This is a genomic window from Clostridioides difficile ATCC 9689 = DSM 1296, from assembly GCF_001077535.1.
Classification (GTDB): Bacteria; Bacillota; Clostridia; order Peptostreptococcales; family Peptostreptococcaceae; genus Clostridioides; species Clostridioides difficile.
The window spans coordinates 1,180,165-1,202,002 of sequence record NZ_CP011968.1; the positions used below are offsets into that span (position 1 = coordinate 1,180,165).

Sequence of the window (21,838 nt, forward strand, 5' to 3'; positions counted from 1 at the left end):
ATATGTTAATTGAATATATTATCTAATATTTCCAAATAATATGTAATTGTGATATAATAAAAACTAATATTAAAGTTATTTATAATTAATATTAATATAAAAACATGTAAGTAGGAGTGTGGTAAGTGTTGGAATCGCCCAATAATTTGATTCAGATTATTTTTTTAATAGTATTACTTATAGGGTCTGCATTTTTCTCAGCATCTGAAACGGCCTTAATGTCGTTGAGTAAAATCAGAATCAGATATATGCAAGATGAAGGAGTTAAAGGAGCTAAGTTAGTAAGTTCATTAATAGAAAATCCAAATAAGCTTTTAAGTTCTATATTGGTTGGAAATAACGTCGTAAATATAGCAGCAACATCCATATCAACATCTTTGTTTATAGGATTAATGGGAGAAAAAGGAGTGGCACTTGCTACAGCTGTTATGACAGTATTAGTATTAATATTTGGTGAGATTACTCCAAAAACAATAGCAGCAAATAATTCAGAAAAGGTTTCTCTATTAGTATCTAAACCTATAAAAGCAATTATATTTATATTAAGACCAATAGTATGGATATTTAATATAATTACAAATATTATATTTAAATTATTTGGTATAACAAATAAAGGAGCTAAATCATTCATAACTGAAGAAGAGCTAAAAACTATGGTAAATGTAAGTCATGAAGAAGGCGTCCTTGAAATGGAAGAGAGAGAAATCATAAATAATGTTTTTGAATTTGGAGATATGCAAGCTAAAAATGCAATGGTACAAAGAATAGATATGGTAGCTATAGATATGGAAGATAGTTATGATGAGATAATACAGGTATTTAAAACTGAAAAATTAAGCAGAATGCCTGTGTATGAAGAAACTATAGATGATATTGTAGGAATACTTAATATAAAAGATATTATATTTTTATCTGATGAAGAAATAGAGTCATTTGATATTAAAAATTATATGAGAGAACCTTTTTTCACGTATGAGTTCAAAAAGATAACACAACTTCTTGAAGAGATGAAACTTGAAAAAAGTCAGATGGCTATAGTTGTAGATGAGTATGGTGGAACATCTGGACTTTTAACTATAGAAGATTTAGTAGAAGTCATTGTTGGAGATATAGAGGATGAATATGATGAAGAAGAGGATGAAATACAAGTTATAAAAGAAGATGAGTATATTGTAGATGGAAGTACTAAAATTGGTGATGTTAATGAACTTATTGGTGTAAACTTGGAATCTGAGGAGTTTGATTCCATAGGAGGTTTTATAATTGGACACCTAAGCAGATTGCCAGAAGAAAATGAAGTAATTGAAGTTGATAATATAAGATTTTGTATAGAAAGTATAGAAAAAAATAGAATTAAAAAAATAAGAATATATACATAATGTAATAATGTTCTTAAATTTATTAGAAGTGTATAAATATAAAAGATATCTTTTATATTTATACACTTCTTTTTATTTTGTATTCAAATAAAACTAGTATGAAATGGACAAAATAAAAATATAAATTAGAAGAAAGGAGATTTTTAAGATGAGCATACTAGAAAATAATTTTTTATACAAATTAAAAAACAACACTATCTTTTTTTGTATATATACATTGTTATTTATTTTTATTTACAAAGCGTTTCCATACATAGCTCCATTTTTTCTAGGTGCTATAATAGCACTTATGATTAATCCTATATCACAAAAGTTAGAAAATAAGTTTCATATAAATAAAGGTATCTCTACTCTTGTTCTAAGTTTTCTTGCAGTGGCTATAGTCAGTACAGTTACTACAATAATAGTAATAAATTCAATGAAAGAATTAATGGGATTTTTAAATAATATATCTGCTAATCCTGAGGATATAAGTAATACTATTATGTATTTTTTAAATAAAATAAATGACTTTATGAAATCATTTCAAGAAATAGCCAATTTTGATGTAGAACAATTAGTAAACAAATTCAGTGGTGAAGTAATGCAAATTACAAAAAATCTTCTTACTAGTATACTTGGATTGGCTACTTCTATTCCATATATTATAATATTTATAATTACCTTGTTTATTGCTACGTACTTTATAGCAAAAGACCTTGATAAGATTGAAAATAGTTTTTATAATATGTTTACTGTTGATGTTAGAAAGAAAGTAAAAAACGTAAAGAAAGAGGCAGGGCTTTCACTTGTTGGATATATAAGGGCCTATACAATACTTATGGCTATAACATTTTTTGCAATCTGGGGAAGTTTTGCTTTATTTGGATTGAAATACGGTCTAATAGTAGGGTTTGTAGGAGCTTTAATGGATTTAATTCCATTCCTAGGTATAATAACAATATATCTTCCAGTAATTGTTTATTATTTTCTTATAAAAAATTATTTTATAGCTATAAGTATGACTGTGATATTTTTTGTTTTGTCTTTGATTAGAGAAATACTTGAACCTAAACTAGTATCAGTAAATGTTGGACTAAATCCATTAGCTACCCTAGCAGCGATTTTTATTGGAATCCAAGTAAAAGGAATAATTGGAGTAATTTTTTGTTTGGGTTTGGTATGTATGCATGATATACTTAAGAAGGTGGATATTTTTTAATTATAATAATTGATAGATTTTTTTAAAAATAAAATTTTATTCACAGGTAAATAAAAAAATATTAATCTTATTAAGAAAGAGGGTATATACGTGAAACAAAAAGTAGTGGAAAGATTTTTAAAATATGTATCATTTGATACAACATCTAATTCTCAGTGTGAGAACTGTCCATCTTCAGAAGGTCAAAGAGTTTTAGCTAAGTATATAGTTGAAGAGCTAAAAACAATGGGTGTTGATGATGTGAGTTTAGATGAAAATAGTTATATAATGGCTACTTTAAAAGGAAATACTGATGGTGTGGATACTATAGGATTCATATCACATTTAGATACAATTGAAGATGTTAGTGGAAAAGATATTAAACCAAGAATAATAGAAAATTATGATGGAAAAGACATAGTTTTAAATGAAGCGTTAAATGTTATTACGTATGTAAAGGATTCTCCAGAGTTGGAAGAATTTAAAGGTGACGATTTAATAGTCACTGATGGAACAACTCTACTTGGCTCTGATGATAAAGCTGGTATAGCTGAGATAGTGACTGCAATAGAGTATCTAATAAATCATCCAGAAATTAAGCATGGAGATATAAAAATAGGATTTACACCAGATGAAGAAATTGGTAGAGGTGCTGATTTATTTGATGTTGAAAAATTTGGAGCAAAATATGCATATACTTTAGATGGAGGAATAGTTGGAGAACTTGAATGTGAAAATTTTAATGCTGCAAATGCAACTATTACTATACATGGTAGAAATGTTCATCCAGGTTCAGCTAAAAATAAAATGGTAAATGCTATACATATAGCTGCTGAAATATCAGAAATGTTCCCAGCAGATGAAAGACCAGAAACAACAGAAGGATATGAAGGATTTTGGCATTTAAATTCTATAGGTGGAAATGTCGAGAATGTAAGTATGGCTTATATTATTAGAGACCATTGTAGAGAAAAATTTGAAAATAGAAAATCTATTATGATAGAGAATATAGAAAAAATAAATAAGAAATACGATAATAGAGTGGAATTGGATTTAAAAGATTCTTATTACAATATGAAAGAAAAGATTGAGCCAGTTATGTTTATAGTTGATATAGCTAAAGAAGCTATGGAGGAATTAGGTATAAAACCACGTTTAGTTCCTGTAAGAGGTGGTACTGATGGAGCAAGATTATCTTTTAATGGATTACCTTGTCCAAATATATTTACTGGTGGATTAAACTTCCATGGGAAAAATGAGTGTATACCAGTTAGTTCTATGGAGAAAGCTACTAAACTAATTGTAAGAATAGCTGAAAAATATGCTGAAAGAGTTTAGTTAAAAGGTATTTAAAAATTAAGCATTTAAAGTTATAATAGCTATATCATTCTTTATAAGTCAAGCTGATTATAAGCTTGTGTTGTATTTAAAATGGTATAGCTATTTTTGTAATTATTTTTATAAAAGATAATTATTTTTAGTTTAGGGTATCAATAAAAAGTATGAATATCAATAGGTATTAACATTCAAAAGGGGGAATTGTATTGAAAATTAAATCTAAAAAAATAATAGCATTTGCACTTTCACTTGGGATTATGTTGCCAAGTTGTGTATATGCAGACACTATTAGTAAAAATCAAAATGCACAGGTAGATATGAACAATTATCTTCAAGGTAGAAAATCTCCAAAGGAGGAAAAACTTATTGGTGAAGATAGATTTGATACAGCGATAAAAATATCTCATAGTGGTTGGAATAATGGTTCAGAAAGGGTGTTTCTAGTTAACTCAAATTCATTGCCAGATGCATTGGCTTCAACTCCTTTGGCAAGTAAATTGGATGCGCCAATACTGCTTACAAATAAAAATAGTATACCATATAATGTAACAGAGGAAATAAAAAGGCTTAATCCAGCAGAAGTTATTTTAATTGGAAGTGAAGGAGCTATTTCATCAAGTGTAAAAGAATCTCTTGAAGATATGGAAGTATTAGTCAGTAGAATCGGTGGAGCAGATAGAGAAGAAACATCTTTACTTCTTACTAGACAGCTAGATGATACTGGTGATTTAGGTGTCTCAAAAGTGGCAGTGGTTAATGGGTATAATGGACTGGCAGATGCAACTTCAATATCAAGCCCAGCTGCAAGTGATAATACAGCTATAATATATACAGGTAAGGATAGCATAAGAAGTGAGGCAAAGAATTTTATTACACAAAACTCAACTAAGACATACATAGTAGGTGGGGAGTACAGTATAAGTAAAAAACTTGAAGGACAGTTAGTAAACTCAGAAAGACTAGCAGGGACAGATAGAAAAGATACTAATGCGAAAGTTTTAGAAAAGTTTTATGGAAAATCAAGTAAGGTTAATAATATGTATTTTGCAAAAGATGGAAGTGGTAGAGAAGCTGATTTAGTTGATGGGCTTGCTGCTGGAGTATTAGCATCAAAAACAAAGTCACCTGTAGTACTTGCAAGTGGAAGTTTAAGTAGTGCACAGAAAAGTTTTATAAAAAAAGTAAAGGCTGATAAATTTGTACAAGTTGGTGGAGGTAAAAATAGTAAACCATATGCAGAAGCATTAGCCTTACAGTAATATTGTGTAAATCAAAATTAATATATAATAATAGCAAGTAAACCAAGTTGCACTTCAATATATATAATAAAATAAGTAAACTAAGTTATATTTCAGTATAATATATAATAAAATAAGTAAACTAAGTTATATTTCAGTATAATATATAATGAAATAAGTAAACTAAGTTATATTTCAGTATAATATATAATGAAATAAGTAAACTAAATTATACTCCAATATAATATATAATAGAAACAAGTAAACTAAGTTATATTTCAATATAGCATATAATAAAACAAGTAAACCAGATTCTATTTAATTAGAAGTTTAAGGTATTGTACTTAAACTTCTAATTGAGATAGAAATAAAATGGTTTACTTGTTTTTATTATGAGTTTAATAAATTAAAGCTTATTTTATTTTTATTAAAAATTTACTAATCATTGATATTTATTATATTTCCAGTATTGATGTCAATTAAGTTTATATCAAGTTCAAGCTCATCCTCATCATCAGTTTTTATGATATCTATAATTGCGACAGAATGGCTTCCATCTTTTGGGATAGAAGTACTTCCTGGATTTATTACTATTAAATTATCATCCATGTATAGCTTTTTTACATGAGTATGTCCTAAAACTAATATGTCACCACCCATTTTCTTTGCTTTGTCAATAATTTCTTCTTCTGATTCTATATAACCATGATTCAATATAATTCTAATTTCACCAAATTGGCTCATGACATAAGGACTCTGAATAGGATGTTCTATAACCATCTGGTCAACATCTGCATCACAGTTCCCTTTTACAATCACAATGTTTTCTAATTTATTTAATGTCTCAATAAATTTTTTAGGATTATATCCTTCTGGAATATCATTTCTAGGTCCATGATATAAGACATCTCCACCATGTAATAAAACATCACAATCAGATAATACATTTAACGCTTTTTCAAAGTAAAGTAAGCTACCATGAGTATCACTCATTATTCCTATTTTCATATTAAAAATCCTCCTAAGTACAGTCTATAAAAATTTTTCAGATACTCTATGCCAAAACTCATAGTTTGACATTCTAAGTAATTTTATTTTTGCATCAGATATACTAACTTTTATATTTTCGATTTGTCTAAATCTGTGCTCAACTCCATCAACGACAATCAATACAGAATCTTCAAATCTATATTCTGGTGCAATCTTTATAACAGATTCATTTGAACATATTATACTTGATGTAAAGCACCTATATGCATTGGTATTTATCGGATGTAAAGGTGTAATCTGCATAAGTTCAAGATTTATATCAACAATACTACCTCCAGCAGAATAGTTATAGGCTGTTGAACCTGTGGAAGTAGAAATAATCATACCATCTCCACTAAAATTTTGTATATGTTTATTATCAAGGCTTAAATTTAGGTGTATAGTCCTAGACTTGTCTCCTCTTATAACAACCTCATTTACAGCAAGCATATTAGAACCACTAGTAGTTGTATATACTTCCGCATTAAGAAGTGACATTTCTTGAATAATATAATCTTTTTTTGTATAAGCTTCAATAAAGCTATCAATCTTATCTGGTAAAATATCAGGAAAAAACCCCAGATGACCTGTATTTATTCCCATTATGGGAATCTCAGGAAAATCGAAATCTCTAACTGTTCTTAAAAAAGAGCCATCACCACCAATTGATATAATAAGCTCTGTGTCTGGATAAATATCTGAATACACTTCAAAGCCAGCATTGATAAGTTTTCTAGTTAAGAGTTCTTTAGTCTCAAGGGACTTATTTAATTGGTTTGTATTTATAGTTATAATTCTTTTCATATATTCACCTCTTCATACTTTGTATTATAACATAGTTTTATAATTCTTAATTTATAAATTTATAAATGACCTTTGTAATGAATGTGTTAAAATATGTATAGGTGGGTATAAAAAAATGCATAAGAGGTGAAGATGTGTTTAGCATAAGGAATATCACAAAAAAATTAGGAAAATTCAAGTTAAATAATATAAACTTAGAGTTAAAGGAAGGGGATATTGTTGGGATTATAGGACCAAATGGTTCGGGAAAAACGACTTTAATAAAAATTATAATGGGGATTATTGATGCAGATGAAGGTGAAATTGAACTTTGTAATGAAACTATTGAAAATTCTCCAATAAGTTTTAAAAACAATATTGGTTTTGTATATGATTCTTTACAATTTTATCCGCATTTAAAGGTTAAGGAATTTAGAAAAATAGTTTCTTTATTTTATAAGAATTTTGATAGAGAAAGGTTTGATGAATACCTTAATAAGTTTGATATAGAAGAAAATATGCATATTGAAAATTTATCTAAAGGTCAATCTGAAAAGCTTATGTTATCAAGTGCACTTAGTCACAATGCTAAGTTATTGATTTTGGATGAACCAACTGCTGGGATAGACCCAATTGTAAGAACTGAAATAATGCAGTACTTACAAGATTTTGTGAAAAATGGAAGTAGTAGTGTAATAATTTCTACTCATAATACTGATAATTTAATTAAAATTGCCGATTATCTTGTTTTTATAAATAGAGGAAATCAGATTTTTACTGTTAAGAAAGAATTAATAGAACAAGAATATAAGATAATTAGGGCAAATAAAGCAGAGTTAGAAGCAATTAAAGAAAGCATAGTTGGTGTGAAAGAGTATAAATATTATAATGAGGCACTTGTTAAAGTTGGAGATAGCTTGAAAGTAAAAAGCCTATTGATAGAAATTGATAAGCATAAGGTCAAAAATCCTACTATAGAAGAACTAATGTATTATTATGTAAATGAGGTGAGATGATGTTCAATTTAATAAGAAAAGATTTAATAATAGGGATTAGTTCAGATGGTATCCGTAATTTAAAGTACATATTGCTATTTTTTGTGTTTTATTTTTTCCTTAATTCAATTTCATATTATACAGTAAGTATTGTTGTTAGTTATTTGATATTTATAAATACGTTTGAGTGTGATTATGAAAATGATTCAAGGATTTTTATAAGGAGTATGCCAGTTAGTATAGAAGATATAGTTTACTCAAAATATTTATTAGGTGTAGGATTAATAATTTCTGTAACAATAATTGTGTCCTTACTAAGTAAATTGACATCACTAGTGTTCTTTAGAAATATGGTTTTAAATGATGTATTTTTTTCTGTAAATATATTTTTAGCAATTTTGACGATTTTACTGCCTTTAATTTTTAAGTTTGGATATGGAAAAATGAAAGTTTGTGGTTTTATAGTAAGTATTTTAATTTACTTTGTATATGGAAGTCTTTTGAAGATGATTAGTATGATTGTATATCAAGTAAAGCATTTTAATTATAGTAAAGTTGGAGGAGTATATCTTTCAAATTATGTAACTGATATAGCTAATACTAAGTATATAAATTTATATAGTATGACATTTTTAACAATAATAATTTTTATAATATCAATGTATTTTTCTATTAAGATTTCAAAAAAGAATAAGTTTAATTATTAAAATTTTGATTAATATTATAGCACAATAGCACAAAATATAAGGAGACTAAAAATGAAGAAGTTTATAAAAGTTTCATTTTTTATTTTGGGGATTTTTACACTATTCATAGCTATAAATAAATTAGTATATAGAGATATGGTAAGTGTCAAAGATTATGAAATAAATCATTTAGAGGAAATTGTTTTTGATTTTGATAGCAGGAGAAGTAGAGATGTTGGTACTATTGTAAGATTTAAAATAAGCAATAATAGTAAATATAGTTATAAATTAAACAGTGCTAAAATGAAGTTTGAAAATTGTGTGGAAAATAAAAAGGGAATGAATAAGTGTTCTGCATATGTAAATGTAGATTTATTTAATGAAAAAAATTCTATAACTGAAAGAACTCTGAAATATGGAATAAAACCAAATAATCAAGGTTATGTTGATTTTGTAATTCCAAAAGGACTAAATTTTGATTATAGGTACTTTAATGAATCTGGTATGAGTGTAGAGTATAAAGGAGAATATATTGTCAATATTCCAATGGCAAAAGGACTTTATCTAGTAGTTGGAAAAAATAATGATACATGGAATGCTAATATTATGGAATAATTTGAAAAATAAATCAATTATAGATATAATTAAGAATAATATGAAATTTATAAAAGTTCAGACTAGGAGGGGTATTTAATGTCAATAAGTAATGTAAGAGAGTATTTTAAACAATTTGGCAAGGAAGACAGTATCTTAGAATTTGAACAATCTAGTGCTACTGTGGAACTTGCAGCTGAAGCAGCTGGGGTTATTCCAGCAAGAATAGCTAAGACACTCTCATTTAAAATAGGAGATGATGCAATTTTAATTGTGACAGCTGGTGATGCTAAGATTGATAATAAGAAGTATAAGGCTGAATTTAATTGTAAGGCTAAAATGTTGACACCAGAAGAAGTCTTGGAGTTTACTGGACATGCTATTGGTGGAGTCTGTCCATTTGGTTTAAAAAATTCTATAAAAGTCTATTTAGATGATTCAATGAAAAGATTTGATACAGTATTTCCTGCATGTGGCAGTAGTAACTCTGCAATAGAACTTACATGTGAAGAAATGGAGAAGTTTTCTAAGTGTGAAAAATGGGTAGATGTTTGTAAGAATTGGTAAAAAAATATAGTAAACTATAGTAGGAATTAGTAAAAAACTACCTCTGTATACAATCTATACAGAGGTAGTTTTTTTGTGTAAATATTTATAAATCTAAGAGGAAAATCTAATTTAAACTAATAATCCAAAATAAAGTTAAAAAATTCTGATTTTTTTTCGAAACAATAAAAAAATGACAAAAAAGTGGAAAAAATGTAATAAATATTGTTAAAAAAATAATTAGAAATTATTGAAAAATTATCCTTTGAGTGATACTATTATAGATGTAAGATATTTAAAAATAAAAAATAGTCAGATAAAAATATGATTATTTAGCTCTATTAAAATAATTTTTATACGATAAAAATCTTCTGTACATGGCTAAAAAACAGATGTACAGACAATATTTAATGTTTAATATACCCTAATATAAATATCGTAAACAAATTATTTTATCTCTAACCAGTGTGAAAGAAATCTTATTCTAACTTGAAATTTCACAAAATTCCAAAAAGCGAGATTTTTTTTAAGTATAGTTGATTTTAAATTAACAATTTATGATTAAATTAATGTCATAATTGGTTAGTATAATCACATATAAATATAGAGCGTAGTTTGATTAAGGTTATAAATTTCTCGACGTATATTCAAATACCTTATTATAGATGTTGCCGAGATTTTAATTAATAAATGAAAATAAAATATTTATAAAATACTGAGGAGGCTATTATGGATTTAAATTCTAAAAAATATCAGATGCTTAAAGAGCTATATGTAAGCTTCGCTGAAAATGAAGTTAAACCTTTAGCAACAGAACTTGATGAAGAAGAAAGATTTCCTTATGAAACAGTGGAAAAAATGGCAAAAGCAGGAATGATGGGTATACCATATCCAAAAGAATATGGTGGAGAAGGTGGAGACACTGTAGGATATATAATGGCAGTTGAAGAATTGTCTAGAGTTTGTGGTACTACAGGAGTTATATTATCAGCTCATACATCTCTTGGCTCATGGCCTATATATCAATATGGTAATGAAGAACAAAAACAAAAATTCTTAAGACCACTAGCAAGTGGAGAAAAATTAGGAGCATTTGGTCTTACTGAGCCTAATGCTGGTACAGATGCGTCTGGCCAACAAACAACTGCTGTTTTAGACGGGGATGAATACATACTTAATGGCTCAAAAATATTTATAACAAACGCAATAGCTGGTGACATATATGTAGTAATGGCAATGACTGATAAATCTAAGGGGAACAAAGGAATATCAGCATTTATAGTTGAAAAAGGAACTCCTGGGTTTAGCTTTGGAGTTAAAGAAAAGAAAATGGGTATAAGAGGTTCAGCTACGAGTGAATTAATATTTGAGGATTGCAGAATACCTAAAGAAAATTTACTTGGAAAAGAAGGTCAAGGATTTAAGATAGCAATGTCTACTCTTGATGGTGGTAGAATTGGTATAGCTGCACAAGCTTTAGGTTTAGCACAAGGTGCTCTTGATGAAACTGTTAAATATGTAAAAGAAAGAGTACAATTTGGTAGACCATTATCAAAATTCCAAAATACACAATTCCAATTAGCTGATATGGAAGTTAAGGTACAAGCGGCTAGACACCTTGTATATCAAGCAGCTATAAATAAAGACTTAGGAAAACCTTATGGAGTAGAAGCAGCAATGGCAAAATTATTTGCAGCTGAAACAGCTATGGAAGTTACTACAAAAGCTGTACAACTTCATGGAGGATATGGATACACTCGTGACTATCCAGTAGAAAGAATGATGAGAGATGCTAAGATAACTGAAATATATGAAGGAACTAGTGAAGTTCAAAGAATGGTTATTTCAGGAAAACTATTAAAATAGATAAATATTAAAATATACACAATAGGTCGATATTAAAATAGATATGGAGGAAGGATTTATGAATATAGTCGTTTGTATAAAACAAGTTCCAGATACAACAGAAGTTAAACTAGATCCTAATACAGGTACTTTAATTAGAGATGGAGTACCAAGTATAATAAACCCTGATGATAAAGCAGGTTTAGAAGAAGCTATAAAATTAAAAGAAGAAATGGGTGCTCATGTAACTGTTATAACAATGGGACCTCCTCAAGCAGATATGGCTTTAAAAGAAGCTTTAGCAATGGGTGCAGATAGAGGTATATTATTAACAGATAGAGCATTTGCAGGTGCTGATACTTGGGCAACTTCATCAGCATTAGCAGGAGCATTAAAAAATATAGATTTTGATATTATAATAGCTGGAAGACAGGCGATAGATGGAGATACTGCACAAGTTGGACCTCAAATAGCTGAACATTTAAATCTTCCATCAATAACATATGCTGAAGAAATAAAAACTGAAGGTGAATATGTATTAGTAAAAAGACAATTTGAAGATTGTTGCCATGACTTAAAAGTTAAAATGCCATGCCTTATAACAACTCTTAAAGATATGAACACACCAAGATACATGAAAGTTGGAAGAATATATGATGCTTTCGAAAATGATGTAGTAGAAACATGGACTGTAAAAGATATAGAAGTTGACCCTTCTAATTTAGGTCTTAAAGGTTCTCCAACTAGTGTATTTAAATCATTTACAAAATCAGTTAAACCAGCTGGTACAATATACAATGAAGATGCGAAAACATCAGCTGGAATTATCATAGATAAATTAAAAGAGAAGTATATCATATAATTTAAGGGGGGATAAAGAATGGGTAACGTTTTAGTAGTAATAGAACAAAGAGAAAATGTAATTCAAACTGTTTCTTTAGAATTACTAGGAAAGGCTACAGAAATAGCAAAAGATTATGATACAAAAGTTTCTGCATTACTTTTAGGTAGTAAGGTAGAAGGTTTAATAGATACATTAGCACACTATGGTGCAGATGAGGTAATAGTAGTAGATGATGAAGCTTTAGCAGTGTATACAACTGAACCATATACAAAAGCAGCTTATGAAGCAATAAAAGCAGCTGACCCTATAGTTGTATTATTTGGTGCAACTTCAATAGGTAGAGATTTAGCGCCTAGAGTTTCTGCTAGAATACATACAGGTCTTACTGCTGACTGTACAGGTCTTGCAGTAGCTGAAGATACAAAATTATTATTAATGACAAGACCTGCCTTTGGTGGAAATATAATGGCAACAATAGTTTGTAAAGATTTCAGACCTCAAATGTCTACAGTTAGACCAGGGGTTATGAAGAAAAATGAACCTGATGAAACTAAAGAAGCTGTAATTAACCGTTTCAAGGTAGAATTTAATGATGCTGATAAATTAGTTCAAGTTGTACAAGTAATAAAAGAAGCTAAAAAACAAGTTAAAATAGAAGATGCTAAGATATTAGTTTCTGCTGGACGTGGAATGGGTGGAAAAGAAAACTTAGACATACTTTATGAATTAGCTGAAATTATAGGTGGAGAAGTTTCTGGTTCTCGTGCCACTATAGATGCAGGTTGGTTAGATAAAGCAAGACAAGTTGGTCAAACTGGTAAAACTGTAAGACCAGACCTTTATATAGCATGTGGTATATCTGGAGCAATACAACATATAGCTGGTATGGAAGATGCTGAGTTTATAGTTGCTATAAATAAAAATCCAGAAGCTCCAATATTTAAATATGCTGATGTTGGTATAGTTGGAGATGTTCATAAAGTGCTTCCAGAACTTATCAGTCAGTTAAGTGTTGCAAAAGAAAAAGGTGAAGTTTTAGCTAACTAATTTCTTGGGGAGGGTATTATGAGTACAAGTGATGTTAAAGTTTATGAGAATGTAGCTGTTGAAGTAGATGGAAATATATGTACAGTGAAAATGAATAGACCTAAAGCCCTTAATGCAATAAATTCAAAGACTTTAGAAGAACTTTATGAAGTATTTGTAGATATTAATAATGATGAAACTATTGATGTTGTAATATTGACAGGGGAAGGAAAGGCATTTGTAGCTGGAGCAGATATTGCATACATGAAAGATTTAGATGCTGTAGCTGCTAAAGATTTTAGTATCTTAGGAGCAAAAGCTTTTGGAGAAATAGAAAATAGTAAAAAAGTAGTGATAGCTGCTGTAAACGGATTTGCTTTAGGTGGAGGATGTGAACTTGCAATGGCATGTGATATAAGAATTGCATCTGCTAAAGCTAAATTTGGTCAGCCAGAAGTAACTCTTGGAATAACTCCAGGATATGGAGGAACTCAAAGGCTTACAAGATTGGTTGGAATGGCAAAAGCAAAAGAATTAATCTTTACAGGTCAAGTTATAAAAGCTGATGAAGCTGAAAAAATAGGGCTAGTAAATAGAGTCGTTGAGCCAGACATTTTAATAGAAGAAGTTGAGAAATTAGCTAAGATAATAGCTAAAAATGCTCAGCTTGCAGTTAGATACTCTAAAGAAGCAATACAACTTGGTGCTCAAACTGATATAAATACTGGAATAGATATAGAATCTAATTTATTTGGTCTTTGTTTTTCAACTAAAGACCAAAAAGAAGGAATGTCAGCTTTCGTTGAAAAGAGAGAAGCTAACTTTATAAAAGGGTAAAAATCTAATTAAAAATATATTTGCTGTTAACTAGATTAAATAGTATTTTAATCTAGTTAACAGAATATAAATACTAAAATAACAGGAGGTTATAACTATGAAATTAGCTGTAATAGGTAGTGGAACTATGGGAAGTGGTATTGTACAAACTTTTGCAAGTTGTGGACATGATGTATGTTTAAAGAGTAGAACTCAAGGTGCTATAGATAAATGTTTAGCTTTATTAGATAAAAATTTAACTAAGTTAGTTACTAAGGGAAAAATGGATGAAGCTACAAAAGCAGAAATATTAAGTCATGTTAGTTCAACTACTAATTATGAAGATTTAAAAGATATGGATTTAATAATAGAAGCATCTGTAGAAGACATGAATATAAAGAAAGATGTTTTCAAGTTACTAGATGAATTATGTAAAGAAGATACTATCTTGGCAACAAATACTTCATCATTATCTATAACAGAAATAGCTTCTTCTACTAAGAGACCAGATAAAGTTATAGGAATGCATTTCTTTAATCCAGTTCCTATGATGAAATTAGTTGAAGTTATAAGTGGTCAGTTAACATCAAAAGTTACTTTTGATACAGTATTTGAATTATCTAAGAGTATCAATAAAGTACCAGTAGATGTATCTGAATCTCCTGGATTTGTAGTAAATAGAATACTTATACCTATGATAAATGAAGCTGTTGGTATATATGCAGATGGTGTTGCAAGTAAAGAAGAAATAGATGAAGCTATGAAATTAGGAGCAAACCATCCAATGGGACCACTAGCATTAGGTGATTTAATCGGATTAGATGTTGTTTTAGCTATAATGAACGTTTTATATACTGAATTTGGAGATACTAAATATAGACCTCATCCACTTTTAGCTAAAATGGTTAGAGCTAATCAATTAGGAAGAAAAACTAAGATAGGATTCTATGATTATAATAAATAAGAATTTGGGAATTAAAAGTTTAAATAAAATTGTTTAAAAAACAATTTCGGATATATGAAAAATCTAATTTAATGGGGGTAATGAATATGAGAGAAGTAGTAATTGCCAGTGCAGCTAGAACAGCAGTAGGAAGTTTTGGAGGAGCATTTAAATCAGTTTCAGCGGTAGAGTTAGGGGTAACAGCAGCTAAAGAAGCTATAAAAAGAGCTAACATAACTCCAGATATGATAGATGAATCTCTTTTAGGGGGAGTACTTACAGCAGGTCTTGGACAAAATATAGCAAGACAAATAGCATTAGGAGCAGGAATACCAGTAGAAAAACCAGCTATGACTATAAATATAGTTTGTGGTTCTGGATTAAGATCTGTTTCAATGGCATCTCAACTTATAGCATTAGGTGATGCTGATATAATGTTAGTTGGTGGAGCTGAAAACATGAGTATGTCTCCTTATTTAGTACCAAGTGCGAGATATGGTGCAAGAATGGGTGATGCTGCTTTTGTTGATTCAATGATAAAAGATGGATTATCAGACATATTTAATAACTATCACATGGGTATTACTGCTGAAAACATAGCAGAGCAATGGAATATAACTAGAGAAGAACAAGATGAATTAGCTCTTGCAAGTCAAAATAAAGCTGAAAAAGCTCAAGCTGAAGGAAAATTTGATGAAGAAATAGTTCCTGTTGTTATAAAAGGAAGAAAAGGTGACACTGTAGTAGATAAAGATGAATATATTAAGCCTGGCACTACAATGGAGAAACTTGCTAAGTTAAGACCTGCATTTAAAAAAGATGGAACAGTTACTGCTGGTAATGCATCAGGAATAAATGATGGTGCTGCTATGCTAGTAGTAATGGCTAAAGAAAAAGCTGAAGAACTAGGAATAGAGCCTCTTGCAACTATAGTTTCTTATGGAACAGCTGGTGTTGACCCTAAAATAATGGGATATGGACCAGTTCCAGCAACTAAAAAAGCTTTAGAAGCTGCTAATATGACTATTGAAGATATAGATTTAGTTGAAGCTAATGAGGCATTTGCTGCCCAATCTGTAGCTGTAATAAGAGACTTAAATATAGATATGAATAAAGTTAATGTTAATGGTGGAGCAATAGCTATAGGACATCCAATAGGATGCTCAGGAGCAAGAATACTTACTACACTTTTATATGAAATGAAGAGAAGAGATGCTAAAACTGGTCTTGCTACACTTTGTATAGGCGGTGGAATGGGAACTACTTTAATAGTTAAGAGATAGTTTTAGATTATAATATTTACAAATTAAATATTTAATTATGAATTTAACCTGTAAGAATAACTATTTGTTATTCTTACAGGTTTTTATAGTTAAAAATAATTATTATCTATTAAACAAAAATAGTGTAAAATATATAATATCATGATTTTGAAGATATAAAAAGTAGGAAGATATAAAAGAAAGTAGGTAAAAGTTTGTTTAAAAAAGAGAATCAAAGATATAATCTTATATCGTATACAAATGAAGAAGAAATGACTTTAAAAGAAGTTTTATTGGACAAGCTAAATTTCTCAGTTAGGTCATTATCAAAAATGAAGAGGGAAAAGAGTGTTTTAGTAAATGGAGTATATAAAAAACCAAGTTTAAAGGTGTATAGTGGTGATTTAATAGAAGTAAAAATAGACGAGGAAAAAGCAAATTTTGAACCTCAAGATTTAAATTTACAGATAATTTATGATGATTTTGATATAATTATGGTGAATAAACCTCCGTTTATGGTAGTTCACCCAACAAAAAGCCACTATGATAAAACAATAGCAAATGGTATTAGTTACTATATAGATAATCAAAAAGAAAATGTAAAAATAAGATTTGTAAATAGGTTAGATATGAATACTTCAGGGTTAGTTATAGTAGCAAAAAATGCTTATGCACATCATACTTTGTCTACAGCAATGAGTGAAAATAAAGTTGAAAAAAAGTATATAACAGTAGTTGATGGAATTATAAAAGAAAATGAGGGAACTATAGATGAGCCAATTTATAGACCTACAGAAGATTCAATAAAGAGGATAATAGATGAAAGAGGACAGTCATCTGTTACTCACTATAAAGTAATAGAAAGACTAGAAAATGCAACTGTATTAGAAGTAAGCTTAGAAACTGGTAGAACACATCAAATAAGAGTACATATGGCTCATATAGGTCATGGAATAATAGGTGATGAGTTGTATGGTTATGTAGATGAAGAGCTAATAAATAGGCAAGCACTTCATGCATATAAGTTAGAGTTTGAACAACCAAGAACAAAAGAAAAATTGAAATTTAAAGCAGATATACCAGAGGATATGAAAGAGTTAATATCGAAATTAAGATAATGGGGTGATATATATGATAATACATAAATTTATAATACATGTTTTGGACAAAAATAGTGATGTTCCAATATTAAATGACTTTGAAGGCAAAGTTAATCAAGAAGTGGATGGTTTTTTCCAGAAAGCTATAAAAAGAATTGCAAAAGATGAGGATTTAAGAAAAGGTGTTTTTAAAGATTATAATGACAATTTAATTAAAAACTGTTGTGAACAAATAATATATGATGAAAGTACTTTTTTGAAAAATTCTAAAGAAATTGCATCTTACTTGTTTGATGTTATGAAAATTAATGCTGCACTAGAATCTTGTGATTTGGCAATTTGCTTATATACTATTAAAGATGAAAAGAGTGTAGCAATACTGAAATTAGATTATAAAAAGTTGTACACTCATTCAATTGAATTTGTGGATGATAAATTTAATATTCAAATGGTTTCAAATGAAATTGGTATCCCAGAGACTTTAAGACAAAAGCAAGGAGCTTTGATTAGTCTAAGTGGTATAAATGATGAGTTTCATCTAAGGCTTTTAGATAAGGATGCTGAAAAAGAAGGGTCAGAATCTAAGTTTGTAACAGAATTTTTAAATGCTAAAAAAATAGATGATGATAAGTACAAGACCAAGGTATTTAAAAATACAGCTGAAAATTGGATAACCAATGCTCTTAGTAATGATATAAAGCAAGCTGAAGATGTAAGAAGTATATTAAATTATACACTGAAGGAAAAACATGAAGTTGATATAAATGACTTTGTTGATAATTCAATTAAAGATGATGAGTTAAAGGATAGCTTTAAAGAGCATATGGAAGAAAAAGGTCTTGATGAAAGTTTTAGTATAGATAAAAAATGGGTTGAGAAAAAGCTTAAAAAAAGAAGTATAAAAACGGATAATGGTTTTGACATAAAAGGGAATCTAACTGATTTTGAAGACCCAATGAAGTATACTGTAAAACAAAATCAAGATGGAACTATAGATATAATAATAAAGAATGTTACATTTTATGAAGAAAAGTAATTTATATACTTAGTATATAAATTAAATATAAGAGCGTGTATTTTATATATTGTAAATAAATGTAATCTAGTCTGTGCGAACTCTAATATAATTTATTATGTAGAAGTTTACACAGACTATTTATATTTGTAGACAAAACGATACTATTTGTTTTCTTCGATATATTTACATATATCACCAATACATTTAAAGTTCTCAGCTTCCTCGTCTGGTATTTCTATTCCAAATTCATCTTCAAGGGCCATTATAATTTCAACAGCATCTAATGAATCAGCTTCTAAGTCGTCCATTAAAGATGCTTCCATAGTTATCTCATCTAAATTGTCTACCCCTAATTGTTCTGCTATTATTTCTTTTATTTTCTCAAACATTTTAAGCCTCCTAAAGCAGTTTTAATTAATTTTAATGTTAGTTTAATATAATATCAAGAATTTTTCAATATGGAATCTATAAAAAATAATAAAATTTTATAAATGTAGTAATAAAGTATTATTTGATGAATAAACTTTATTGATAACAAATATAACTTAGGAGGAAATGCTATGAAATATGTAGGACTATTACTAACTTCAGTAGGAATGTTTTTACTTATAGCAGTAAATTTTTATTATAATTCAATAACTTTAGATATGCAACGTATAGAGGATTATGTAATGGAGACCAATTTAATCCTTGAAGATGTAGCTGAAAAGGAGAGTTATGTATCTAATGAAAAAGAAGACTACATATCAAGGTTAATGCATGTAAAGAAAGGAATAGAAAATTCAAAAACATCCTTCTTGATAGAAAGATATAAGGAGTACAAAATAAAATCAATAGAAAGTTTAATCTATACTATATCAGAGGAGAAAAAAGATTATCTGGATGAAGTTGATAGATACAATAAACTTGGTGAAAAAGAAATAAATAAACTAATCAATAAAAACTTTTTAGAAGTAACTTATCTGTCTATTACTACATATATTTAATTAAAGAGACAAAACTTAGTCTCTTAATGATTCAAGGAGGATTAGTTATGACAAAATTAGAAGACAATATGGAACGTTTCTTTGGAGGATGCGAAGGATTTTTTGGGAATAAAATGTTGATAATAATAGTTATAGTATTCTTACTATTATGCACAGACATTTTAGAAGACTTATTATGCGATGACAATATATGGATATGGGTTATATTAATAGTATTGTTATTATTTAACTTCGATGATGGTTGTTGTTGCTAAAAAATATTGATTATTAAATAGGTAAAACCAGTAACTTATACAAGTTATGGTTTTACCTTTTTTAGTTCAAATTAAAAAATTTAAAAAAATAGTAAAAATACATTAGCAAAATGGAAACCAAATGCATAGTATATGTTAGGAGCGAAAAGCTCAACAAAATATCAACAGGAGGTAACGTATAATGTTAGATAGATTCTTTGGAGAAGAAGGATGTTTTGGTGGAGGAGGATGGTGGATAATAGTACTATTCTTCCTATTCTTAGCTTTTGGAGATAGCTGGGCAGAATTTGACATAATGGCATGGATACCATTCCTAATAGTTTTATTAATACTTTGCTGCTGTGGTGGATGCTTAGAATAAGAACACAGTTATTAAAAAAAGGAGGGCTTTGTTATGTTAGATAGATTTTTTGGAGAAGAAGGAGGCTTTGGTGGAGGAGGATGGTGGATAATAGTACTATTCTTCCTATTCTTAGCTTTTGAAGATTGCTGGAGAGACATTGACATAATGTCATGGATACCTTTCTTAATATTATTGCTAATAACTTGTTCATGTGGTGGATTCTTTGATGGTGAAGTAGGTTGCGGCTGCTAATACTTAAATCATTAGAATAAAAAAATGCTGGTATTTTATACCAGCATTTTTTTATTTTATTTTTTAATATGATTTAAATTAAGAATGAATATTATTAAATTTGTTGAATATAGGGTATAATATAAAATATAATGTATTTAAATGTACTTGCTTTTATGGTAAAATAAAAACTTATATAAATGTAGTTAAAATAGGAACCTTCAAAAATTTGGTTCAGTTTTAGATAAATTTAGTAAAATAAGGAGGATGAAGATGAAAGGCAATATAACGATAAAAGATGTTGCTAAACAAGCAGGAGTGTCAATATCTACTGTATCTAGAGTTATAAATGATTCAAAACCTGTAACTGATGAAGTCAAACAAAAAGTTTTAGAGGTTATAAAAGAGACTGGATATATACCAAATCCACTTGCTAGAAGCTTAGTAACAAAGAAGAGTCAATTAATAGGGGTAATAGTTCCAGAAGTTTCAGATTCTTTTGTTAATGAGGTGTTAAATGGGATAGAAGAGGTTGCTAAAATGTATGACTATGATATTCTTTTAGCGAATACATACTCTGATAAGGAACAAGAACTTAAGAGTATAAATCTATTGAGAGCAAAACAAGTGGAAGGTATAGTTATGATTTCATGGATAGTTGAACAAGAACATATCAACTATATACAAAATTGTGGAATACCAGCGACATATATAAGTAAAACTGCTAGAAATTATGATATATATACAGTAAGTACTAGCAACGAAGAAGCTACTTTTGATATGACAGAGCATCTTATAAAGAAAGGTCATGAAAAGATAGCTTTTATAATGACGAGTAAAGATGATACTGTTTTAGAAATGGAAAGACTTGCTGGTTATGAGAAAGCACTTTCAAATAACAATATAGAATTAGACAAGAGTTTGATTAAGTATGGTGGAACTGATTATGAGAGTGGATACAATAGTATGAAAGAACTATTAGATGATGGAATAATACCTCATGCGGCTTTTGTAACAGGTGATGAGGCTGCCATAGGTGCTATAAATGCTATATGTGATGCTGGATATAAGGTTCCAGAAGACATATCTGTTGCAGGATTTAATGATGTTAAGATAGCTAGAATGTATAGACCTAAACTTACTACAGTATATCAACCTCTATACGATATGGGAGCAGTAGCAATAAGAATGGTTATAAAATTAATAAATAAGGAATTAATTGAAAATAAGAAAATAGAATTACCTTATAGAATTGTTGATAGAGAAAGTGTCACAGAAAGAAAAAAATAAAACTATTAAAGTCAATCAGGTAGTGCCTAAGGCACTACCTGATTTTTTATGTCAATAATATCAAATTTAATAATAGATTAACTAAAAATAATTATCTAATTACTTAAATAGT

General features: G+C 28.7%; 24 protein-coding genes. 21 read left to right on the forward strand and 3 right to left on the reverse strand.

The genetic code is table 11. The features are described from left to right. The first annotated feature begins 125 nt into the window (after nt 1–125). The 4 genes from CDIF1296T_RS05740 to CDIF1296T_RS05755 all read left to right on the forward strand — a co-directional run bounded on the left by CDIF1296T_RS05740 (nt 126) and on the right by CDIF1296T_RS05755 (nt 5,156). Nucleotides 126–1,379: an HlyC/CorC family transporter gene (locus CDIF1296T_RS05740; protein WP_009888861.1), complete on the forward strand. Its 1,254-nt coding sequence runs from the start codon at nt 126–128 to the stop codon at nt 1,377–1,379. 148 nt (nt 1,380–1,527) lie between these two features. Next, nucleotides 1,528–2,580 (forward strand): sporulation integral membrane protein YtvI, encoded by a 1,053-nt coding sequence (gene ytvI / locus CDIF1296T_RS05745; RefSeq protein WP_009896014.1) that lies wholly within the window; start codon nt 1,528–1,530, stop codon nt 2,578–2,580. Between the two features lie 90 nt (nt 2,581–2,670). Beyond that, complete coding sequence (pepT, locus tag CDIF1296T_RS05750; protein WP_009888862.1) at nt 2,671–3,897, forward strand: peptidase T; 1,227 nt, start codon at nt 2,671–2,673, stop codon at nt 3,895–3,897. 206 nt (nt 3,898–4,103) lie between these two features. Next, nucleotides 4,104–5,156, forward strand: a complete 1,053-nt coding sequence (locus CDIF1296T_RS05755; protein ID WP_009896016.1) for a cell wall-binding protein Cwp18 — start codon at nt 4,104–4,106, stop codon at nt 5,154–5,156. A gap of 417 nt (nt 5,157–5,573) precedes the next feature. On the opposite strand, the gene yfcE is transcribed toward CDIF1296T_RS05755, so the two are convergent. Then, entirely contained in the window at nt 5,574–6,143 is a 570-nt protein-coding gene (gene yfcE / locus CDIF1296T_RS05760; RefSeq protein WP_003428581.1) for a phosphodiesterase, read from the reverse strand. Nucleotides 6,144–6,167: 24 nt separating this feature from the next. Then, entirely contained in the window at nt 6,168–6,968 is an 801-nt protein-coding gene (locus CDIF1296T_RS05765) for an NAD(+)/NADH kinase (protein ID WP_003418878.1), read from the reverse strand. Nucleotides 6,969–7,102: 134 nt separating this feature from the next. Between CDIF1296T_RS05765 and CDIF1296T_RS05770 the strand changes: the two genes are divergently transcribed. The 12 genes from CDIF1296T_RS05770 to CDIF1296T_RS05830 all read left to right on the forward strand — a co-directional run bounded on the left by CDIF1296T_RS05770 (nt 7,103) and on the right by CDIF1296T_RS05830 (nt 18,640). Further along, the gene (locus tag CDIF1296T_RS05770) at nt 7,103–7,963 is read left to right on the forward strand and encodes an ABC transporter ATP-binding protein (RefSeq protein WP_009896018.1); all 861 of its coding nucleotides are present in this window, start codon (nt 7,103–7,105) and stop codon (nt 7,961–7,963) included. Beyond that, nucleotides 7,963–8,649 carry an ABC-2 transporter permease gene (locus CDIF1296T_RS05775; RefSeq protein WP_009892875.1) on the forward strand — a complete coding sequence of 229 codons (687 nt, stop codon included), beginning with the start codon at nt 7,963–7,965 and terminating at the stop codon, nt 8,647–8,649. Before CDIF1296T_RS05770 ends, CDIF1296T_RS05775 begins: the two co-directional genes overlap by 1 nt. Nucleotides 8,650–8,700: 51 nt before the next feature. Continuing rightward, a complete protein-coding gene (locus CDIF1296T_RS05780) occupies nt 8,701–9,243 on the forward strand; it encodes a hypothetical protein (protein WP_003437961.1) in 543 nt (180 codons plus the stop codon). Nucleotides 9,244–9,321: 78 nt separating this feature from the next. Next, entirely contained in the window at nt 9,322–9,789 is a 468-nt protein-coding gene (locus tag CDIF1296T_RS05790) for a YbaK/EbsC family protein (protein ID WP_003437963.1), read from the forward strand. Nucleotides 9,790–10,497: 708 nt separating this feature from the next. Then, nucleotides 10,498–11,634: an acyl-CoA dehydrogenase gene (locus tag CDIF1296T_RS05795; protein WP_003418888.1), complete on the forward strand. Its 1,137-nt coding sequence runs from the start codon at nt 10,498–10,500 to the stop codon at nt 11,632–11,634. 58 nt (nt 11,635–11,692) lie between these two features. Next, nucleotides 11,693–12,475 carry an electron transfer flavoprotein subunit beta/FixA family protein gene (locus CDIF1296T_RS05800; protein ID WP_009888867.1) on the forward strand — a complete coding sequence of 261 codons (783 nt, stop codon included), beginning with the start codon at nt 11,693–11,695 and terminating at the stop codon, nt 12,473–12,475. Nucleotides 12,476–12,493: 18 nt separating this feature from the next. Then, nucleotides 12,494–13,504, forward strand: a complete 1,011-nt coding sequence (locus CDIF1296T_RS05805; RefSeq protein WP_003428573.1) for an electron transfer flavoprotein subunit alpha/FixB family protein — start codon at nt 12,494–12,496, stop codon at nt 13,502–13,504. A gap of 18 nt (nt 13,505–13,522) precedes the next feature. Further along, nucleotides 13,523–14,320 carry an enoyl-CoA hydratase-related protein gene (locus tag CDIF1296T_RS05810; RefSeq protein WP_003437965.1) on the forward strand — a complete coding sequence of 266 codons (798 nt, stop codon included), beginning with the start codon at nt 13,523–13,525 and terminating at the stop codon, nt 14,318–14,320. 97 nt (nt 14,321–14,417) lie between these two features. Beyond that, on the forward strand, nt 14,418–15,263 hold the full coding sequence (locus CDIF1296T_RS05815; protein ID WP_003418897.1) for a 3-hydroxybutyryl-CoA dehydrogenase: 846 nt from the start codon (nt 14,418–14,420) through the stop codon (nt 15,261–15,263). Nucleotides 15,264–15,349: 86 nt separating this feature from the next. Beyond that, nucleotides 15,350–16,525, forward strand: a complete 1,176-nt coding sequence (locus CDIF1296T_RS05820; RefSeq protein WP_009888868.1) for an acetyl-CoA C-acetyltransferase — start codon at nt 15,350–15,352, stop codon at nt 16,523–16,525. 194 nt (nt 16,526–16,719) lie between these two features. Then, on the forward strand, nt 16,720–17,622 hold the full coding sequence (locus tag CDIF1296T_RS05825; protein WP_003437970.1) for an RluA family pseudouridine synthase: 903 nt from the start codon (nt 16,720–16,722) through the stop codon (nt 17,620–17,622). A gap of 13 nt (nt 17,623–17,635) precedes the next feature. Continuing rightward, nucleotides 17,636–18,640 carry a nucleoid-associated protein gene (locus CDIF1296T_RS05830; protein WP_003437972.1) on the forward strand — a complete coding sequence of 335 codons (1,005 nt, stop codon included), beginning with the start codon at nt 17,636–17,638 and terminating at the stop codon, nt 18,638–18,640. A 143-nt stretch (nt 18,641–18,783) separates the two neighbouring features. Here CDIF1296T_RS05830 and acpP read toward each other — a convergent pair whose 3' ends face one another. Continuing rightward, nucleotides 18,784–19,011, reverse strand: coding sequence for an acyl carrier protein (gene acpP / locus CDIF1296T_RS05835; RefSeq protein ID WP_003418905.1), 228 nt, complete (start codon nt 19,009–19,011; stop codon nt 18,784–18,786). Nucleotides 19,012–19,182: 171 nt separating this feature from the next. Here acpP and CDIF1296T_RS05840 point away from each other — a divergent pair, with 171 nt between their 5' ends. From CDIF1296T_RS05840 to ccpA, 5 genes are all read left to right on the forward strand, one after another. Continuing rightward, the gene (locus CDIF1296T_RS05840) at nt 19,183–19,608 is read left to right on the forward strand and encodes a hypothetical protein (protein ID WP_003428561.1); all 426 of its coding nucleotides are present in this window, start codon (nt 19,183–19,185) and stop codon (nt 19,606–19,608) included. A 47-nt stretch (nt 19,609–19,655) separates the two neighbouring features. Then, nucleotides 19,656–19,862: a hypothetical protein gene (locus CDIF1296T_RS05845; RefSeq protein WP_009888870.1), complete on the forward strand. Its 207-nt coding sequence runs from the start codon at nt 19,656–19,658 to the stop codon at nt 19,860–19,862. A 181-nt stretch (nt 19,863–20,043) separates the two neighbouring features. After that, on the forward strand, nt 20,044–20,223 hold the full coding sequence (locus CDIF1296T_RS05850; RefSeq protein WP_003418911.1) for a hypothetical protein: 180 nt from the start codon (nt 20,044–20,046) through the stop codon (nt 20,221–20,223). A 33-nt stretch (nt 20,224–20,256) separates the two neighbouring features. Further along, a complete protein-coding gene (locus CDIF1296T_RS05855; protein ID WP_009896024.1) occupies nt 20,257–20,457 on the forward strand; it encodes a hypothetical protein in 201 nt (66 codons plus the stop codon). Between the two features lie 246 nt (nt 20,458–20,703). Then, entirely contained in the window at nt 20,704–21,726 is a 1,023-nt protein-coding gene (gene ccpA, locus CDIF1296T_RS05860) for a LacI family transcriptional regulator CcpA (protein ID WP_003428555.1), read from the forward strand. The last annotated feature ends 112 nt before the right edge of the window (nt 21,727–21,838 follow it).